Annotated in this window: 18 protein-coding genes; 16 read left to right on the top strand and 2 right to left on the bottom strand. The window is 68.4% G+C overall.

All coding sequences use genetic code 11. The features are described 5' to 3' along the window. Nucleotides 1-99: 99 nt before the first annotated feature. The 4 genes from LTT66_RS20385 to narI all read left to right on the top strand — a co-directional run bounded on the left by LTT66_RS20385 (nt 100) and on the right by narI (nt 7065). On the top strand, nt 100-3810 hold the full coding sequence (locus tag LTT66_RS20385; protein ID WP_233060164.1) for a nitrate reductase subunit alpha: 3711 nt from the start codon (nt 100-102) through the stop codon (nt 3808-3810). Nucleotides 3811-3881: 71 nt separating this feature from the next. Next, nucleotides 3882-5633 (top strand): nitrate reductase subunit beta, encoded by a 1752-nt coding sequence (gene narH / locus LTT66_RS20380; protein WP_233069343.1) that lies wholly within the window; start codon nt 3882-3884, stop codon nt 5631-5633. Next, complete coding sequence (gene narJ / locus LTT66_RS20375; protein ID WP_233060163.1) at nt 5630-6310, top strand: nitrate reductase molybdenum cofactor assembly chaperone; 681 nt, start codon at nt 5630-5632, stop codon at nt 6308-6310. The genes narH and narJ overlap by 4 nt, the downstream gene beginning before the upstream one ends. After that, nucleotides 6307-7065 carry a respiratory nitrate reductase subunit gamma gene (gene narI / locus LTT66_RS20370; protein ID WP_233060162.1) on the top strand — a complete coding sequence of 253 codons (759 nt, stop codon included), beginning with the start codon at nt 6307-6309 and terminating at the stop codon, nt 7063-7065. The genes narJ and narI overlap by 4 nt, the downstream gene beginning before the upstream one ends. A gap of 67 nt (nt 7066-7132) precedes the next feature. Here the strand turns inward: narI and LTT66_RS20365 are convergent, their stop codons facing one another. Beyond that, entirely contained in the window at nt 7133-7588 is a 456-nt protein-coding gene (locus tag LTT66_RS20365; RefSeq protein ID WP_233060161.1) for a VOC family protein, read from the bottom strand. 316 nt (nt 7589-7904) lie between these two features. Between LTT66_RS20365 and LTT66_RS20360 the strand changes: the two genes are divergently transcribed. The 12 genes from LTT66_RS20360 to LTT66_RS20305 all read left to right on the top strand — a co-directional run bounded on the left by LTT66_RS20360 (nt 7905) and on the right by LTT66_RS20305 (nt 15629). Further along, entirely contained in the window at nt 7905-8546 is a 642-nt protein-coding gene (locus LTT66_RS20360) for a hypothetical protein (protein WP_233060160.1), read from the top strand. Nucleotides 8547-8552: 6 nt separating this feature from the next. Beyond that, on the top strand, nt 8553-9719 hold the full coding sequence (locus LTT66_RS20355; protein ID WP_233060159.1) for an SRPBCC family protein: 1167 nt from the start codon (nt 8553-8555) through the stop codon (nt 9717-9719). Next, nucleotides 9716-10129, top strand: a complete 414-nt coding sequence (gene gvpJ / locus LTT66_RS20350; RefSeq protein WP_174377721.1) for a gas vesicle protein GvpJ — start codon at nt 9716-9718, stop codon at nt 10127-10129. The genes LTT66_RS20355 and gvpJ overlap by 4 nt, the downstream gene beginning before the upstream one ends. After that, a complete protein-coding gene (locus tag LTT66_RS20345; protein ID WP_233060158.1) occupies nt 10126-10887 on the top strand; it encodes a GvpL/GvpF family gas vesicle protein in 762 nt (253 codons plus the stop codon). The genes gvpJ and LTT66_RS20345 overlap by 4 nt, the downstream gene beginning before the upstream one ends. A gap of 3 nt (nt 10888-10890) precedes the next feature. Continuing rightward, entirely contained in the window at nt 10891-11121 is a 231-nt protein-coding gene (locus LTT66_RS20340) for a gas vesicle protein GvpG (protein ID WP_043696602.1), read from the top strand. Nucleotides 11122-11149: 28 nt separating this feature from the next. Continuing rightward, nucleotides 11150-11482, top strand: a complete 333-nt coding sequence (gene gvpO, locus LTT66_RS20335; RefSeq protein WP_043696605.1) for a gas vesicle protein GvpO — start codon at nt 11150-11152, stop codon at nt 11480-11482. After that, entirely contained in the window at nt 11479-11865 is a 387-nt protein-coding gene (locus LTT66_RS20330; RefSeq protein ID WP_233060157.1) for a gas vesicle protein, read from the top strand. The genes gvpO and LTT66_RS20330 overlap by 4 nt, the downstream gene beginning before the upstream one ends. Then, a complete protein-coding gene (locus LTT66_RS20325) occupies nt 11862-12650 on the top strand; it encodes a GvpL/GvpF family gas vesicle protein (protein ID WP_233060156.1) in 789 nt (262 codons plus the stop codon). The genes LTT66_RS20330 and LTT66_RS20325 overlap by 4 nt, the downstream gene beginning before the upstream one ends. Next, on the top strand, nt 12647-12877 hold the full coding sequence (locus LTT66_RS20320; protein ID WP_233060155.1) for a gas vesicle protein: 231 nt from the start codon (nt 12647-12649) through the stop codon (nt 12875-12877). The genes LTT66_RS20325 and LTT66_RS20320 overlap by 4 nt, the downstream gene beginning before the upstream one ends. After that, complete coding sequence (locus tag LTT66_RS20315) at nt 12870-13169, top strand: gas vesicle protein K (RefSeq protein ID WP_043696616.1); 300 nt, start codon at nt 12870-12872, stop codon at nt 13167-13169. Before LTT66_RS20320 ends, LTT66_RS20315 begins: the two co-directional genes overlap by 8 nt. A gap of 249 nt (nt 13170-13418) precedes the next feature. After that, nucleotides 13419-14153 (top strand): TVP38/TMEM64 family protein, encoded by a 735-nt coding sequence (locus LTT66_RS20310; protein ID WP_233060154.1) that lies wholly within the window; start codon nt 13419-13421, stop codon nt 14151-14153. A gap of 195 nt (nt 14154-14348) precedes the next feature. Continuing rightward, the gene (locus LTT66_RS20305) at nt 14349-15629 is read left to right on the top strand and encodes an ATP-binding protein (RefSeq protein ID WP_233060153.1); all 1281 of its coding nucleotides are present in this window, start codon (nt 14349-14351) and stop codon (nt 15627-15629) included. Between the two features lie 78 nt (nt 15630-15707). Here LTT66_RS20305 and LTT66_RS20300 read toward each other — a convergent pair whose 3' ends face one another. Beyond that, nucleotides 15708-16154, bottom strand: a complete 447-nt coding sequence (locus LTT66_RS20300) for a cupin domain-containing protein (RefSeq protein ID WP_233060152.1) — start codon at nt 16152-16154, stop codon at nt 15708-15710. Nucleotides 16155-16172: the final 18 nt, after the last annotated feature.

The following is a 16172-nucleotide window of genomic DNA, read 5'->3' as shown; positions in this document are numbered from 1 at the left end:
CATGCCTGCAAATGGGCTGTGAGAGAGATGTTTGGCCAGTCGTGCACGCCTCTTTACAGTCGGAACATCCACCCGATCGCACAGCTCGAAGGGGACGTCGTGGTTAATTCCCGTACCCAGGGTCACGCACCCTCCGGCCCGGCCACCGACGCCGGGGACGCGCTCCTGCGGCTGGGGAAATATTTCCACCGGGGCGAGGTGTCGGCCGATCAGCGCACGCTGCACAAAGTCGGCGGGCGCAGCGCCGACGAGTTCTACCGCGATCGCTGGTCCCACGACAAGGTGGTGCGCTCCACACACGGCGTGAACTGCACAGGATCGTGCTCGTGGAAGATCTACGTGAAAGACGGCGTGATCACCTGGGAGTCGCAGCAGACCGACTACCCCTCGGTGGGCGCCGACAAGCCGGAATACGAGCCGCGCGGCTGCCCGCGCGGCGCGTCGTTCTCCTGGTACACCTACTCTCCCGCCCGGGTGCGCTACCCCTACGTGCGCGGCACCCTGCTGGAGCTGTACCGGGAGGCCAAGTCCCGGCTCAAGGACCCGGTGCTGGCCTGGGGCGAGATCGTCGAGGACGCCGAGAAGGCGCGCAGCTACAAGGCCGCCCGCGGTAAGGGCGGATTCGTGCGCGCCGAGTGGTGGGAGGCGGCCGAAATCGCCGCCGCCGCACACGTCTACACGATCAAGCAGTACGGCCCGGACCGGGTGGCCGGATTCTCGCCGATTCCGGCGATGTCCATGGTCAGCCACGCCGTCGGCGCCCGGTTCATCTCGCTGCTCGGCGGCTCCATGCTGTCGTTCTACGACTGGTACGCCGACCTGCCGGTGGCCTCGCCGCAGGTGTTCGGCGACCAGACCGACGTGCCGGAGTCCGCGGACTGGTTCGACGCCGGATACCTCATCATGTGGGGCTCGAACGTGCCGGTCACCCGGACGCCGGACGCGCACTACATGACCGAGGCGCGTTACCGCGGCCAGAAGGTGGTGGTGGTCTCCCCCGACTACGCCGACAACACCAAGTTCGCCGACGAGTGGGTCCCCGCGCGTCCCGGCACCGACGCGGCGCTGGCCATGGCGATGGGCCATGTGGTGCTGAAGGAGTTCTTCGTCGAGAAGTCGACGCCGCGTTTCCTCGACTACATCAAGCGCTTCACCGATCTGCCGTACCTGATCACCCTGGACGAGCACGGCGGCGCGTATGTGCCCGGCAAGTTCCTCACCGCCGCCGACCTCGGGCACACCGGCGAAGGCGTGCAGTTCCAGACGGTGCTGCTGGACGCGCAGGCTCAGCCGGTGGTGCCGAACGGGTCGCTCGGTCATCGCTTCGGCGAAGAAGGCGCCGGGCGCTGGAACCTCGATCTCGGGGACGTCGATCCCCTCCTGAGTCTGTATGGCCGCACCGACGATGCTGCGGCCGTACAGATTCCCCGCTTCGACAGCGACGTCCCGGGTGTGCTCACCCGCGGTGTGCCCACCACGACCGTCGCGGGCAAGCGGGTCACCACGGTCTTCGATCTGCTGCTCGCGCAGTACGGCGTCGGCCGCGACGGACTGCCCGGCACGTGGCCGAGCGGCTACGAAGACGCGGCCGAGCCCTACACCCCGGCTTGGCAAGAGGCCATCACCGGCGTGCCCGCCATCCAGGCGCAGCGCATCGCACGGGAATTCGCCGACAACGCCGACCGCTCCGGCGGCCGCTCGATGATCCTCATGGGCGCGGGCACCAACCACTGGTTCCACTCCGATCAGATCTACCGCGCGTTCTTCACCCTGACCCTGCTCACCGGCTGTCAGGGCGTGAACGGCGGCGGCTGGGCGCATTACGTCGGGCAGGAGAAGTGCCGTCCTGTCACCGGATGGTCCACCCTGGCCTTCGGCCTGGACTGGCAGCGCCCGCCGCGGCAGATGCAGGGCACGGTGTTCTGGTACCTCACCAACAATCAGTGGCGCTACGACCCGTTCACCGCGGAGTCGTTCGCCTCGCCGCTGGGCACGGGGAAGTTCGCCGGCCGCACCGCCGCCGACAACATCGCCCTGGCCACCCGGCTGGGCTGGATGCCGAGCTACCCGACCTTCGACCGCAATCCGCTGGACCTGGTGGACGAGGCCGAGGCCGCGGGCAAGACCGCGCCCGAGCACGTGGTGGACGGACTGAAGTCCGGCGACCTGCGGTTCGCCTGCGAGGACCCGGACGCGCCGGAGAACTTCCCGCGCTGCCTGACCGTGTGGCGGGCCAACCTGCTCGGCTCCTCGGGCAAGGGCAACGAGTACTTCCACCGCCACCTGCTCGGCGCCGACTCCAACCTGCAGACCACCGACGCCACCGGCGTGCGGCCGCAGGAGCTCACCTGGCGCGAGACCGCCGCCACCGGCAAGCTGGATCTGCTGCTGTCGCTGGACTTCCGGATGACCAGCACCACGCTGTTCTCCGACATCGTGCTGCCCGCCGCCACCTGGTACGAGAAGCACGATCTGTCCTCCACCGACATGCACCCGTTCGTGCACGCCTTCTCCCCGGCCATCTCGCCGCCCTGGGAGGCAAAGACCGATTTCGACGCCTTCCACCGGATCGCGCGCGGCTTCTCCTGGATGGCCGAGAAACACCTGGGCAAGCGCAAGGACATCGTCGCCGTGCCGTTGCAGCACGACTCGCCGGACGCGACGGCGCAGGCGGGCGGACGCGTGCTGGACTGGAAAGCCGGTGAGTGCGAACCGATTCCGGGCAAGACCATGCCGAAACTGGTCGTGGTCGAACGCGACTACCCGAAGCTCGCGGAGAAGATGGCCGCGCTCGGGCCGCTGATCGACACGCTCGGCGTCACCACCAAGGGCGTCACCACCTATCCCGACCAGGAGGTCGAGTACCTCGCCGGGGTGAACGGCACGGTGGTGTCCGGCGTGGCGCAGGGCCGCCCGTCGCTGGCCAAGGACACGCACGCGGCCGAGGCGATCCTCGCGCTGTCGGGCACCACCAACGGCCGGCTGGCGGTGGAGGGCTTCCACGCGCTGGAACGCCGCACCGGAACCAAACTGGCCGACCTGGCCGCCGAGCACGAGGGCAAGCGGATCACCTTCGCCGATACCCAGGCTCGGCCGGTGCCGGTGATCACCTCGCCGGAGTGGTCGGGCAGCGAGACCGGCGGACGCCGGTACTCGCCGTTCACCATCAACACCGAGCGGCTCAAGCCCTGGCACACGCTGACCGGGCGGCAGCACTTCTACCTGGACCACGACTGGATGATCGAGCTCGGCGAACAGCTCCCGATCTTCCGTCCGCCGCTGGACATGACCGCGCTGTTCCACGAGCCCTCGATCGGCGACGTCGGCGACAAGGGCGTCACGGTGCGCTACCTGACACCGCACTCGAAGTGGTCGATCCACTCCGCCTACCAGGACAACCTGCACATGCTGACGCTCTCGCGCGGCGGGCAGACGATCTGGATGTCCGATCGCGACGCGGCGAAGATCGGTGTGGCCGACAACGACTGGATCGAGGCGATCAACCGCAACGGCATCGTGGTCGCGCGCGCCATCGTCAGTCACCGGATGCCGGAAGGCACCGTGTTCATGTACCACGCCCAGGACCGGGCGGTGGACGTGCCGCGCATCGAAGGCCTCGGCGAGGACACCAAGGGACGAGGCAAGCGCGGCGGCATCCACAACGCGCTCACCCGCATCATGATCAAGCCATCGCATCTCATCGGCGGCTACGCGCAGCAGTCCTTCGCGCTGAACTACCACGGTCCCACCGGAAACCAGCGCGACGAGGTCACCACGATCCGCAAACGCTCGCAGAAAGTGGAGTACTGACATGAGCGAGGCCGGCACGAGGACACCCCACGCACCTATCGACGCGAGAAAGCGGTACTGACATGCGCGTCATGGCACAGCTGGCCATGGTGATGAACCTGGACAAGTGCATCGGCTGCCATACCTGCTCGGTCACCTGCAAGCAGGCTTGGACCAACCGCGGCGGCACCGAGTACGTCTGGTTCAACAACGTGGAGACCCGCCCCGGACAGGGCTATCCGCGGCAGTACCAGGACCAGGAGAAGTGGAAGGGCGGCTGGACGCTGAACAAGCGCGGCAAGCTCACCCTGAAGTCCGGGTCCCGGCTGAAGCGGCTGCTGAACATCTTCGCCAACCCCGATCTGCCCACGGTCGAGGACTACTACGAGCCGTGGAGCTACGACTACGACAACCTGCTGTCCTCGCCGCCGATGGACACGACACCGGTGGCGCGGCCCAAATCGCTGATCACCGGCGAGGACACGAACGTCACGTGGGGCGCCAACTGGGACGACGACCTCGGCTCCGGCCCCGAGCAGGTCGGCCGGGATCCGCTGCTGGCGAAGCTGTCCGACCAGGTGAAACTGGAGTTCGAAGAGACCTTCATGTTCTACCTGCCGCGGATCTGCGAGCACTGCCTGAATCCGTCGTGCGCGGCGTCGTGTCCTTCCGGCGCGATCTACAAGCGCGCGGAAGACGGCATCGTGCTGGTGGACCAGGACAAGTGCCGCGGCTGGCGGCAGTGCGTGTCGGGCTGCCCGTACAAGAAGATCTACTTCAACCACAAGACGGGCAAGGCGGAGAAGTGCACCTTCTGCTACCCGCGCGTGGAGGTCGGCATCCCCACGGTGTGCTCGGAGACCTGTGTGGGGCGGCTGCGCTACATCGGCGTCATGCTCTACGACGCCGACGCCGTGCCGGAGGCCGCGTCGGTCACCGAGGACAAGGATCTCTACCCGTCCCAGCTCGGTGTGTTCCTCAACCCCCATGACCCGCGGGTGGTCGCCGAGGCGGAGCGAGCCGGGATCTCGCCGGAATGGATTCAGGCGGCCCAGGATTCGCCGGTCTACAAGCTGATCGTCGACTACCAGATCGCACTGCCGCTGCATCCGGAGTACCGCACCATGCCGATGGTCTGGTACGTGCCGCCGCTGTCGCCGGTGGTGGACGTGCTCACCGAGACCGGCCACGACGGCGAGAACGTGTCGAACCTGTTCGGCGCCATCGACGCGTTGCGCATTCCGGTGGAGTACCTGGCCGAGTTGTTCACCGCGGGCGACGTGGGACCGGTGCGCGCGTCGTTGCAGCGCCTCGCGGGGATGCGCTCGTTCATGCGGTCGGTGAACCTCGGTGAGGAGCCCGATCCCTCGATCGCGCCGTCGGTGCGGCTGGAGCCGGAAGAGATCGAGGCGATGTACCGGCTACTGGCCATCGCCAAGTACGAGCACCGCTACGTCATCCCGACCGGTGCGGGAGCCCGTGCGCACGAACTGGATTCGCTCGCCACCGGATGCAGCCTGGACACCGACGGCGGGCCGGGTATGACGGCGTTCGACCAGATGGTGGAGAAGTTCCACCTCACCGACAGCAACGAAGCCGCGCCGCAAGAGAAGTCGTCCCGGATCAACCTGCTGAACTGGGACGGCAAGAGCACCGAGGGCTTGCTGCCCACGAACGGGCAGGCGGACGGCACCGCCGACGGGCACCCGAACGGCGCGTCCAACGGGCACGCGAACGGCACCGCCAACGGCGGGCACCCGAACGGTGCGGGCAACGGGCACGCGGGCGGCACGGGTGACGCGACCGTCGCGGGCGATCCGGCCTCGACCGGAGCAGGCCGATGAGTCTGCTCAAACTGCGCCGCCGCCCCGAACCGGCGGTCGAACTCGCCCAGCGCGACCGGCAATTGGTGTGGCGGATCGCCGCGCTGCTGCTGGACTACCCGAGCGAGCAGACGCTGGGCATGGTCGACCAATTGTCCACCGCCGCGGCCGGATTGCCGGACGAGGTGCGCGCGCACCTGAGCGACTGCCTCGACTACCTGCGGACGACCCCGCCCCTGGAGCTCGCCGCCGACTATGTCGCGACCTTCGACATGCGCCGCCGCGCCAGCCTGCACCTGACCTTCTACGCCTACGGCGACACCCGCAAGCGCGGGATGGCTCTGCTGCGGTTCAAGCACGCCTACCGGCACGCGGGCGTCGAACTCGGCGACGAGGAGCTGCCCGATCACCTGCCGGTGCTGCTGGAGTTCGCCGCCACCGTCGATCCGATCGGCGGCGAACGGCTGCTCGGCGAGCACGTTCCGGTGCTGGAGCTGCTGCGACTCTCGCTGGCCGACAACGGCTCTCCCTATGCGGGAGTGCTCGCGGCGGTCGGTGCGACGCTGCCCCCGCCGACCACCGCCGACCGCAGGCGCATCGCCGAACTCGCCGCCCAGGGCCCGCCCGAGGAGGAAGTCGGGTTGGAGCCCTTCGCGATGGACCCCTCGCTGTTCGACGGATCGGAAGGCCGACGATGAACGCAACGCCGAACCTACCGACCGCGCTGTGGCTGATCCTGCCGTACGTCGCGTTCACCTCGTTCGTGCTCGGGCACCTGTGGCGCTACCGCAACGACCAGTTCGGCTGGACCACCCGTTCCTCGCAGATCTACGAGAGCCGCCTGCTGCGCCTGGGCAGCCCGCTGTTCCACTTCGGCATGCTCGGTGTGTTCGGCGGTCACGTGCTCGGCGTGCTGATCCCGGAATCGTGGACCGCCGCGATCGGGATCTCCGAGCACCTCTACCACGTGATCGCGGTCGGGGCGGGGTCGGTGGCCGGTCTCGCCGTGCTGGCCGGAGTGGGCATCCTGCTCTACCGCCGGTTCACCCTTGCGGCCGTCCGCAAGGCGACGACCGGCAACGACAAGCTGATGTACGCGCTGCTGGCCGCCGCGCTGATCACCGGGCTGCTCAACACCTGGGGCAGCAATCTGCTGTGGGGCACCTACAACTACCGCGAGACGGTCTCGCCCTGGTTCCGCAGCCTGTTCACCCTGGCCCCGCAGCCCGAGCTCATGGTGGACACCCCGTGGACCTTCCAGCTGCACGGATTGGTCGTGCTCGCGCTGATCGGGCTGTGGCCTTACACCCGGCTGGTGCATATGTTCAGTGCGCCGGTCGGCTACTTGGTGCGGCCCTACGTGGTCTACCGCAGCAAGGAATACGACGCTCCCGACAAGCGCCGTTACGCCCGTGCGTGGGACGCTCCCGTGACCCCCGAACGCTGGCGCTGACGCCGCCGTCGAGCGCGGGACCCCGCCCGGACAACGGCGTCCGGGCGGGGTCTTCGACGCGTGCGGATCAGGCGTTGTCGTAGGCGTCCTGCAGCACCCGGACGTCGAGTTTGGACATCGACCGCAGGGCGGTGCCGACGGCAATGGTCTTGGCGGGATCGTCGCCGCCCATCAGCTTCGGCAGCGCGGAAGGCACGACCTGCCAGGACAGGCCGTAGCGGTCGGTCAGCCAGCCGCACGGCCCGGGCTGCCCGCTGTCCGCGGTGAGCGCGTCCCACAGCCGGTCGACCTCGTCCTGGGTGTCCACGATCACCTGCAGTGACGCGGCATCGGTGAGCGGGTGCTCCGGCCCGCCGTTCATCAGCGTGACCGCGTGGCCGTCCAGCTCCAGCGAGACGATGAACGCCGAACCGTCGGAGTTGCGGGAGATGTCGACCACCCGCGAGTTCGGAATCGCCGCGGCGTAGAAGGCGGCGGCTTCCTCGGCGGCGTTGTCGAACCAGAAGAACGTGTTGACGGACATGCGGTGCTCCTGTGTGGTGGTGTGTCCTGCTGTCACCTACCGGTCGGAGCCGCCGGTTCGGCTTCGACATAGTTCGCGAAAGTTCCCCGAATTTTTTTCCGGCGGCGTCGACCGCTCTTGGCCAGGTGATCGCTGAAAGCGCTTCGGCATCCCGAGACTTCGCGGCTTTTCGCTGGCAGAACCCATCGACCCATCCGGTAACCAGGCATACGCTGATGTTTGGCCTACGTGATGTGGTCTATCCCACTCTTGGGGACATCACGTCTCGACCCCCGGCTTCGCCGGTGCAGCGGTCGAGCCGAGCAAGGAGTGAGCAATGAAAGGTGGAGGAAGAATCGCGCTAGGGGTGGGCATCGGGTATCTGCTCGGCCGCACCCGCAAGATGCGCTTCGCGTTGTCGCTGGCGGGCGCCGCGATGGCCAAGCGGTCGACGGGAACCCCCGGCGCTCTGCTCGAGCGCGGGACATCGCTGCTCAAGTCATCGCCGGAGCTGGAACGGATCACCGATACCGTGCGCGGCGAGTTGCTCGGTGCCGCGAGGGCCGCCGCGGTCACCGCGGCGAGCAACCGCCTCGACGCGCTGAACACCAGGTTGCAGCAGGGTTCGACGCTGCTGGCGGACGAGGATCGACGTGGCTCCCGAGAGACCGATTCCGAGGCGGACGAGTACGAGGACGAAGCGTCCGAGGACCAGCGAGCGTCCGCCGACGACGATCTCGAAGACGAGTACGAGGAAGACGAGGGCGAGGCCGACCAGGGCGCGGACGAGGACGAGGACGACACCGAGCGGCCCGCCGCGCGGCGCGCTCGCCGCCCGAGCACCGCGGGCAGGCGCGCGGCGAGTTCCCGCAGCGCGGACCGTTCGGCCGGCTCGGCGGATCGCAAGCCGTCCGGGAGCCGGGGACGCCGTAGTCGCACCGATACCGACGCCGCCCCCGTGCGTCGCACGAGGAGGTGACCGGAGATGGCGAAGACGTTGCGTGACGCGACAGCCGGAGTCGGCAAGCTGGCCACCGACACGGCGGGCCGGGCCACCAAGGCCGCGGGCCGGGCGGGATCGACCGCCAAGAAGAAGGCCCCACCGCCCACGGCGACCGGCCTGCTGCAGCAATCGGTGCAGAACCTCGCCGGAACCGTGGCCGAACGCGCGGTGGCCGGGCTCGGCAACCGGGTGTCGAAGACCGCGGGCCGGTTGAACGAGTACGCCGAAGGCGGCGGAGGGAATCTGCTGTCGGCGCTGACCGGCGTGGAAAAGCTCGCCGGAGGCGCCTCGCCGTTCCAGGCGGCCATGAGCGTGGGCAAGAGCAAGCTCGGCCACACGCTGCGCGGAGGGTTCGAATCGGTGAAGGAATCCCTGACCGGCGGCGGCAAGGGCAAGGGTGGCGGCAAGAAGATCAAGCTGACCAATATCGTCGAGCACATCGACGTCGGCGTTCCGGTCGACCTGGCCTACGACCAGTGGACCCAGTTCGCGGACTTCCCGAAGTTCACCAAGAAGCTCGAGCAGGTCGAGCAGATGGCCGATGAGAAGCTCAGCTGGACCGGCAAAGTGTTCTGGTCCCGGCGCACCTGGGAATCCACGATTCTCGAGCAGGTGCCGTTCGAGCGGATCGTCTGGCGTTCCAAGGGCCACAAGGGCTACATCGACGGCGCGGTCACCTTCCACGAGATCGCGCCGAGGCTCACCCGCATCCTCGTGGTGCTGGAGTACCACCCCAAGGGGTTCTTCGAGAAGACCGCCAACATGTGGCGCGCGGCCGGTCGCCGGTGCCGCCTGGAACTCAAGCACTTCCAGCGGCACGTCATGACCGAGACCGTGCTGCACCCCGACGACGTCGTCGGCTGGCACGGCGAGATCCGCGACAGCGAGGTCGTCAAGGACGACGAGACCGCACGACGTGAAGAAGAGGAGAACGCCGAAGAAGACTACGCGGACGACGAGAGTTCCGCGGCGGAGGAGCCGGAGGACGAGGAGCCGGACGAGGAAGACGAAGACGAGACCGACGAGCTGGACGCGGACGAACGAGACGAGGACGAGCAGGACGAGGACGAGCCGTCCCGCCGCCCGGCCGCCCGCCGCCGCACCACGGTGACCCGCCGGTCGCGCGAGAGGCGAGGAGCGAACGCATGACCATCGAACCCGCAGGAGGCGCAGGCGGTGGCGGAGCGGGCACGATGGCCCGCCCGAACTCCTCCAGCCTGGCCGACGTGATCGACACGATTCTGGACAAAGGCCTGGTCATCGACGCGTTCGCGCGTGTGTCGCTGGTCGGCATCGAACTGGTGACCATCGACGCGCGCGTCGTGGTGGCCAGCGTCGATACGTATCTGCGATTCGCCGAAGCCGTCAACCGGCTGGAGATCTCCACCAGCGAACCGAAGGGAATCACCGACATCGTCGGCGATGTCACCCAGGGCGCGGCGAAGCACAAGACGAGCGGCGCGCTCGAGGCGGCGGGCGAGAAGGTGATGAACTTTCTCGGCGACGTGGAGGACAAGCGCCAGACCGCGAGCAGGCCCAGGCGCAAGGAGGATCGATGACTACCGGTCAAGCCTCCGTGTACGTCTACGGCATCGTGCCCGCCGACGTGGAGCCCGAGCCGCACGCCACCGGGGTCGGCGACCCTCCCGGCGAGGTCGGGGTGGTACGGCACGGCGAGATCGCCGCGCTGATCAGCACGCTCGAATCGGACCGGCCACTGGGCACACCCGATGACCTCACCGCGCACGCCGAACTCCTGGACGGCTCGGCCGCGGTCGCTCCGGTGCTGCCGCTGCGGTTCGGTGCGGTCATGACCGACGCGGAGGCGGTGGAGAACGAACTGCTCGGGGCGAACGAAGAGGAGTTCCGCTCCGCGCTGGAGCAACTCGAGGGCCGCGCGCAGTTCGTGATCAGAGGGCGCTACGTCGAGGACACCATCCTGCGGGAACTGCTCGCCGAGAACGCCCAGGCCGCCCAGCTGCGCGACGAGATCCGCGACAAACCCGAGGACGCCACCCGCAATGCCAGGATCGCGCTGGGCGAGCTGATCAATCAGGCCATCGAGGCCAAGCGCGCCGAGGACACGCGCAGAGTGGTCGCCGAGCTCGAGCAGTTCGAGGCACTCGTCAACCAGCGCGACCCGTCCCACGAGGAGGAGGCCGTCCACGTCGCGGTGCTGGTCGAGCTGGAACGGCAGGAACAGCTGGAGGAAACGCTGCGCCGGCTCGGCGAGGAGTGGGACGGTCGCGTGGAGCTGAACCTGCTCGGCCCCATGGCGGCCTACGACTTCGTGACGAAACGCGCAGCCGAGGAGTGAGTCATGGGTCTGCTCTCGACGATCTTGACGTTGCCGGTCGCCCCGGTCCGCGGCGTCATCTGGCTGGGCGAACTGATCCAGGACCAAGTGGAGCAGCAGCTGCACGATCCCGCCACCATGCGGCGGGAACTCGAAGAGATCGATGCGGCCGCGGCAGCCGGTCAGCTGTCCGAAGAGGAGCGGAAACAAGCACAGCAGGCGGTCCTGGATCGCATGACCGGCCGACAGGCGTGATCGTGATCGATCGGAAGGAGTGACTCGCGTGGCACGCAAGACCACTTCCGACGACTCGGAGGATGTGCACTCGGCATCGGGCGAATCGTCGTCCCTTTCACCGGTCAGAGCCGCCGCGACGGCGGTCGAACACCTCGTGGAGCTGACTTCCAAGCAGGTGGAGGGCGTGACGTCGATGGAACCGACCGAGGACGGCTGGACGGTGGAGATCGAAGTACTCGAGGACCGCCGGATTCCGTCGTCCGCGGACATCCTCGCACTGTTCGAGGTCGAGATCGATATGGACGGTGAGCTGCTGGCCTACCGCCGAACCAGACGCTATGCCCGCGGCAGCACCGACATCGGGAGGGCTCGGCAATGACGGTGGTCGGCGGCGGATCGTCCGCACCGCAGCCCTTCGGCGGCGAGCATCATTCGACGAACCTCGCCGACATCCTCGAGCGGGTGCTCGACAAGGGCCTGGTGATCGCGGGCGACATTCAGGTGAACCTGCTCGACATCGAACTGCTCACGATCAAGCTGCGGTTGGTGATCGCGTCCTTGGAGACGGCCAAAGCGGTGGGCATCGACTGGTGGGAGACCGACCCCTGGCTGAACAGCAAGGCCCGCACCCTGGAACGGCAGGATCGCGATCTCGAGCTCGAGAATCGGGAACTGCGCGACCGGATCGCTCGGCTGGAAGCGGCGAGCGAACGCCGTCAACCCATCGAAAGCCGCCGCGAGTCGAGGGAAGAGCAATCGTGACCGACGGTCTCGGGGTTTGGCTGTATGCGGTCACGTCCAGCCGAGGCGCGGCGGACTTGGGCGAACTGACCGGGGTCGCGGGGGAGCCGGTGCGCTCGGTGGTCTCGGACGATCTGTCCGCTGTCGTCGGCTCGGTGCCGCTGGAGGTGTTCGGCGAGCAGCCGCTACGGCGGAATCTGGAGGACCTGGACTGGCTGGAGGGGACGGCCAGGGCGCACGACGCCGTCGTGGCGGCCTTGGTGCGCCGAGGGCCGGCCGTCCCGCTCCGGCTCGCCACCGTGTTCCGCGACGACGACCGCGTTCGCGAGCTGCTCGAGGAACGGCGGGCGGACTTCGACGCGGCCCTGGCGCTGGTGAGCGGCCGCACCGAGTGGGGCGTGAAAGCGTACGGCGACCGCGCCGCACTCACCGCCGCCGTGGCCGAGGCGCGCGCCGCGAGCGACGACGCGAAAGGCGCGGGCGCGGCCTACCTCGCCCGGCGGCGCGCGCAACTGTCCGCACAGGAAACCGTGGAACGCGACGCGGCGCAGCGCGCCGAGGAGATCCACACCCGCCTGGTGCACCAGGCCGCCGCCGGACGACGTCAGACGCTGACCGACCCGGCCCTGAGTGGGCGCCGGGACTGGATGGTGCTCAACGGCACCTACCTCGTGGACGACGACCGTACCGACGACTTCACCGCGACGGTCACCGCGCTCGGCGCCGAATTCCCCGGTATCCGGCTCGAACTCACCGGCCCGTGGCCGCCGTATTCGTTCGCGGGCGTGGAACGAGAGCCGGCATGAGCCGGGTCGACCAGCACGTCGACGACGAGCGCCGCGTCGCGCTGGTCGACCTGCTGGACCGGGTGCTGGCCGGCGGTGTGGTGATCACCGGCGACATCAAACTCGCCATCGCGGACGTCGACCTGGTGCAGATCTCGTTGCGAGCGCTCATCTCCTCCATCAGCACCCTGTCCGCGCCACTCGGGCCCGCGACACACCGCGCACTGGAGACGCCCGGCGATGACTGAATTCGGCGGCATCCCCCCGCGCATCGACACCGACCCCGAATCCGTCGAGCGCGGGTTGGTCTCCCTCGTCCTCACCCTGGTCGAGCTCCTCCGGCAACTGATGGAGCGCCAAGCACTCCGCCGCGTCGACGCGGGCGACCTCACCGACACCCAGATCGAACGCATCGGCACCACCCTGATGCTCCTCGAGCAACGCATGGAAGAACTACGCGACCACTTCGGCCTCACCCCCGAAGACCTCAACATCGACCTCGGTCCCCTCGGCACCCTCCTCCCCCGCGACCCGTCTTGACGTTTCGAGATCAACGGCACATGGTGGAGAGCTGTTCTCGGCGAACACCGCAGCCATGTGCCGTTGATCTTGTACCCGCGTGCCGCGGCGGTGGGCGCTCGGCGTGGGAGACGGCCGGGATCTGGCTGTGCTGCGCTGCCGCGCGCGCTGCGGACCTCGTCTGACCATCCACGGCATCCGGCCCGGCGGCAGCCTGGCGTATGCCTCGGGTCGAGGGGGTGGTCAGCGTGCGGCAGGATTGCGCTCATCATGACGGACAACGACGATTCCTTCCCGGCCGGCCGACGGTGGCACATCGCGCGGCTCGCGCTGTTCGCCGCGTTCCTGTTCGGGATGTTCTATCTCGTCGCCGTCGCGCGGGTGATCGATGTCGAGGCTGTGCGCGGCATGGTCGCGGCTACGGGGCCGGCCGCGCCTGTGGTCTATGTGGTGGTGTCGGCGGGCCTCGGAGCCATTTTCGTTCCCGGTCCACTGCTGGCCGCTGGGAGCGGTCTGCTGTTCGGGCCGCTGGTCGGGACGTTCGTGACGCTGGGCTCCGCAGTGGGTACGGCGATGATCAGCAGTTTTCTCGGGCGGCGGGCGGGCCGCGAGAGCGCGCGCGGGTTGCTCGGCGCGCAGCGCGCCGAGCGTATCGATGCGCAGATCGAGCGGCGCGGCTTGTGGGCCGTCGTCGGGCAGCGCTTCCTGCCCGGCGTCTCGGACGCGCTCGCGTCGTATGTGTTCGGGGCGTTCGGTGTTCCTTTGTGGCAGATGGCCGTCGGCGCGTTCATCGGCTCGGCGCCGCGCGCCTTCGTCTACACCGCGCTCGGCGCCTCGATCGGCGATCTGTCCGGCCCCTTGGCCTACACCGCTATCGCGGTGTGGTGCGCCACCGCCGTTATCGGAGCCTTCGCCGCGCATCGCGGATATCGGAGCTGGCGCGGCCGCGGCGCACATCTCGAGCGGGAAGCGGTGCCGGATCGCGCCCCGGAGCCGGGCAGCTGAAACCGATCGTCAGCTCGGCCTTGACCGTCCCCTCGGTAGTAGGCGACCCCGTCGAGGAGCCTCGGGAACGTTTCGAGTGAAGCCACCCGCGGTGGGGGTACTCGTCGGCACCGGCCTGGCGTGGGCTTTCCGAGAGGTATTTACTGGAAGAACGGCCGACTTCGCAGCGGCCGGCCGACGGCCTTCGAGGTGTGTATGCCGGTATGGCGACTACGCGAGTTCCGTGACGATGATCTGGATCAGGCGATCCAGATCTGGGAGCAGAGCCGTGTGCCTACCGCGGACGAGCCGGTCTTCGCGCTGGCGGAGGTGACGGCAGCCGCGCGAGCGGGGCAGTCGGCGGTGGTGGCCGAGGTCGGGGACGAGATGGTCGGGATGGCGGTGGCCCAGATCCATGGCGAGCGCGCCTGGGTCCTGCTGGTGGCGCTGGCGTCGCGGTGGCGGGCGCGCGGGATCGGCAGCGCACTGCTCGCCGAACTGGAGCGGCGGCTGCGCTCGAACGGCGTGCGGCGGATCTGCACGCTGGTCCCCGAGGGGGCCACCGGGTCCGTGGCGTTCGAGAATTCCGGGTACTCGCGCCGGGCGGGTCTCGTCTACTACGAGCTGCTGGAACCGTTGGCTCCCGCACAGTCCACTCTGCTGACCGAACTGGGCGGGCGGCTCCACCCACGGGGACTGTGGCAGTCGATGGCCGGGATGGACCGAGAGAAGCAGATCATCGAACGCCGGATCGTGTTGCCCCTGTCGAATCCCGAAGTGGCCGAGCGTTATCGGGTGTTGCCGCCCAAGAGCGTCATCCTGTTCGGGCCACCGGGGACCGGCAAGACCAGCTTCGCGAAAGCGGTCGCTTCCCGGCTCTGCTGGCCGTTCGTCGAATTGTTCCCCTCCCGGTTGGCCGCGGCGACGAACGGAGGGCTCGCGGCCTCCCTGCGCGAAGTATTCGCCGACCTGGCCGAACTCGACGAGCTGCTGCTGTTCATCGATGAGGTGGAGGAGATCGCGGGCACGCGTTCGGGTACGGCGACCAGCCCTGCGCACGGAGTCACCAACGAGCTGCTCAAGCTGATACCGGCATTCCGGGAAAACTACACTCGCCTGCTGATCTGCGCGACGAACTCGGTCCGCTCGTTGGACCCGGCATTCCTGCGACCCGGTCGATTCGACTATGTGATTCCGGTCGGCCCGCCGGACGAACCCGCGCGCAACGCGATCTGGCAACGCTATCTCGGCCCCGCCACCGAAACGATCGATCTCGACCGTTTGACCTGCGCCACAGCGCAATTCACCCCCGCCGACATCGAATACGCGGCCCGCGCGGGCGCGCAGTCGGCATTCGAACGCGCAATGCGCGACGACACAAGCGAACCCGCGACCACCGAGGACTACCTGACCGCGGTCGCCAACACCCGCCCGACCCTGACACCCGAAATCCTGACCGCGTTCGAGCAGGACCAGCAGGACTACACCCGACTGTGAGAAAGCCTGCACCCCAAATGGACAGCGCTTGCGCCGGAAGACGCGAGCGGTGCGTTACCGCGTGACCCGAGGGCCGAGCTACGCGCAGGGTGGGGCGGGTGCGTCGACGAACAGCGGCTGGCCGGTGGGTGGGGCGTAGACCACGTCGAGGACGAGCGGTTCGGTGCCGAGGTTCAGGCCCACGTGGACGTTCCATTCGCCTGCGGGCTCGTAGATGAACTCGCCGGTGCGGTAGACCGGAGCGTCACAGTCGGGGCCGGGGTGGGTGAGCGTGCCCGATCGGACGAAGCCGAAGACAGGGCCGACATGGTAATGCCAGCCGGTGGACCCGCCGGGGCCGATCGTGATCTCGCGAACGACCAGATCTGTGCCCGCGACGAACGGAAGTAGTCCGGCGGGAATCTGGGCCTGGCCGAGGGTGACGGCGGTGATGTCGCTACCGGGCGTCGCGTCGGCGTGCGCCGCACTCGCCAGCGCGCCGGCGACGACGACCGGCACGACGGCGACGCGGAGAAAGAGCGTCATCCTCGCAGCTTAGCCATG

The sequence above is a fragment of the Nocardia gipuzkoensis genome (assembly GCF_021183645.1).
GTDB lineage: Bacteria > Actinomycetota > Actinomycetes > Mycobacteriales > Mycobacteriaceae > Nocardia > Nocardia abscessus.
Note: the sequence above shows the minus strand (reverse complement) of the source record. Positions and strands in the feature narration are given on the sequence as shown.

Coding starts and splice junctions, on each gene's coding strand:
- gvpJ (WP_174377721.1), top strand. CDS start 9,716: ATGACCATCGAACCCGCAGGAGGCGCAGGCGGTGGCGGAGCGGGCACG.
- LTT66_RS20340 (WP_043696602.1), top strand. CDS start 10,891: ATGGGTCTGCTCTCGACGATCTTGACGTTGCCGGTCGCCCCGGTCCGC.
- LTT66_RS20300 (WP_233060152.1), bottom strand. CDS start 16,154: ATGACGCTCTTTCTCCGCGTCGCCGTCGTGCCGGTCGTCGTCGCCGGC.
- narJ (WP_233060163.1), top strand. CDS start 5,630: ATGAGTCTGCTCAAACTGCGCCGCCGCCCCGAACCGGCGGTCGAACTC.
- narI (WP_233060162.1), top strand. CDS start 6,307: ATGAACGCAACGCCGAACCTACCGACCGCGCTGTGGCTGATCCTGCCG.
- LTT66_RS20305 (WP_233060153.1), top strand. CDS start 14,349: ATGCCGGTATGGCGACTACGCGAGTTCCGTGACGATGATCTGGATCAG.
- LTT66_RS20315 (WP_043696616.1), top strand. CDS start 12,870: ATGACTGAATTCGGCGGCATCCCCCCGCGCATCGACACCGACCCCGAA.
- LTT66_RS20345 (WP_233060158.1), top strand. CDS start 10,126: ATGACTACCGGTCAAGCCTCCGTGTACGTCTACGGCATCGTGCCCGCC.
- LTT66_RS20310 (WP_233060154.1), top strand. CDS start 13,419: ATGACGGACAACGACGATTCCTTCCCGGCCGGCCGACGGTGGCACATC.
- LTT66_RS20355 (WP_233060159.1), top strand. CDS start 8,553: ATGGCGAAGACGTTGCGTGACGCGACAGCCGGAGTCGGCAAGCTGGCC.
- LTT66_RS20360 (WP_233060160.1), top strand. CDS start 7,905: ATGAAAGGTGGAGGAAGAATCGCGCTAGGGGTGGGCATCGGGTATCTG.
- LTT66_RS20330 (WP_233060157.1), top strand. CDS start 11,479: ATGACGGTGGTCGGCGGCGGATCGTCCGCACCGCAGCCCTTCGGCGGC.
- narH (WP_233069343.1), top strand. CDS start 3,882: ATGGCACAGCTGGCCATGGTGATGAACCTGGACAAGTGCATCGGCTGC.
- LTT66_RS20365 (WP_233060161.1), bottom strand. CDS start 7,588: ATGTCCGTCAACACGTTCTTCTGGTTCGACAACGCCGCCGAGGAAGCC.
- LTT66_RS20320 (WP_233060155.1), top strand. CDS start 12,647: ATGAGCCGGGTCGACCAGCACGTCGACGACGAGCGCCGCGTCGCGCTG.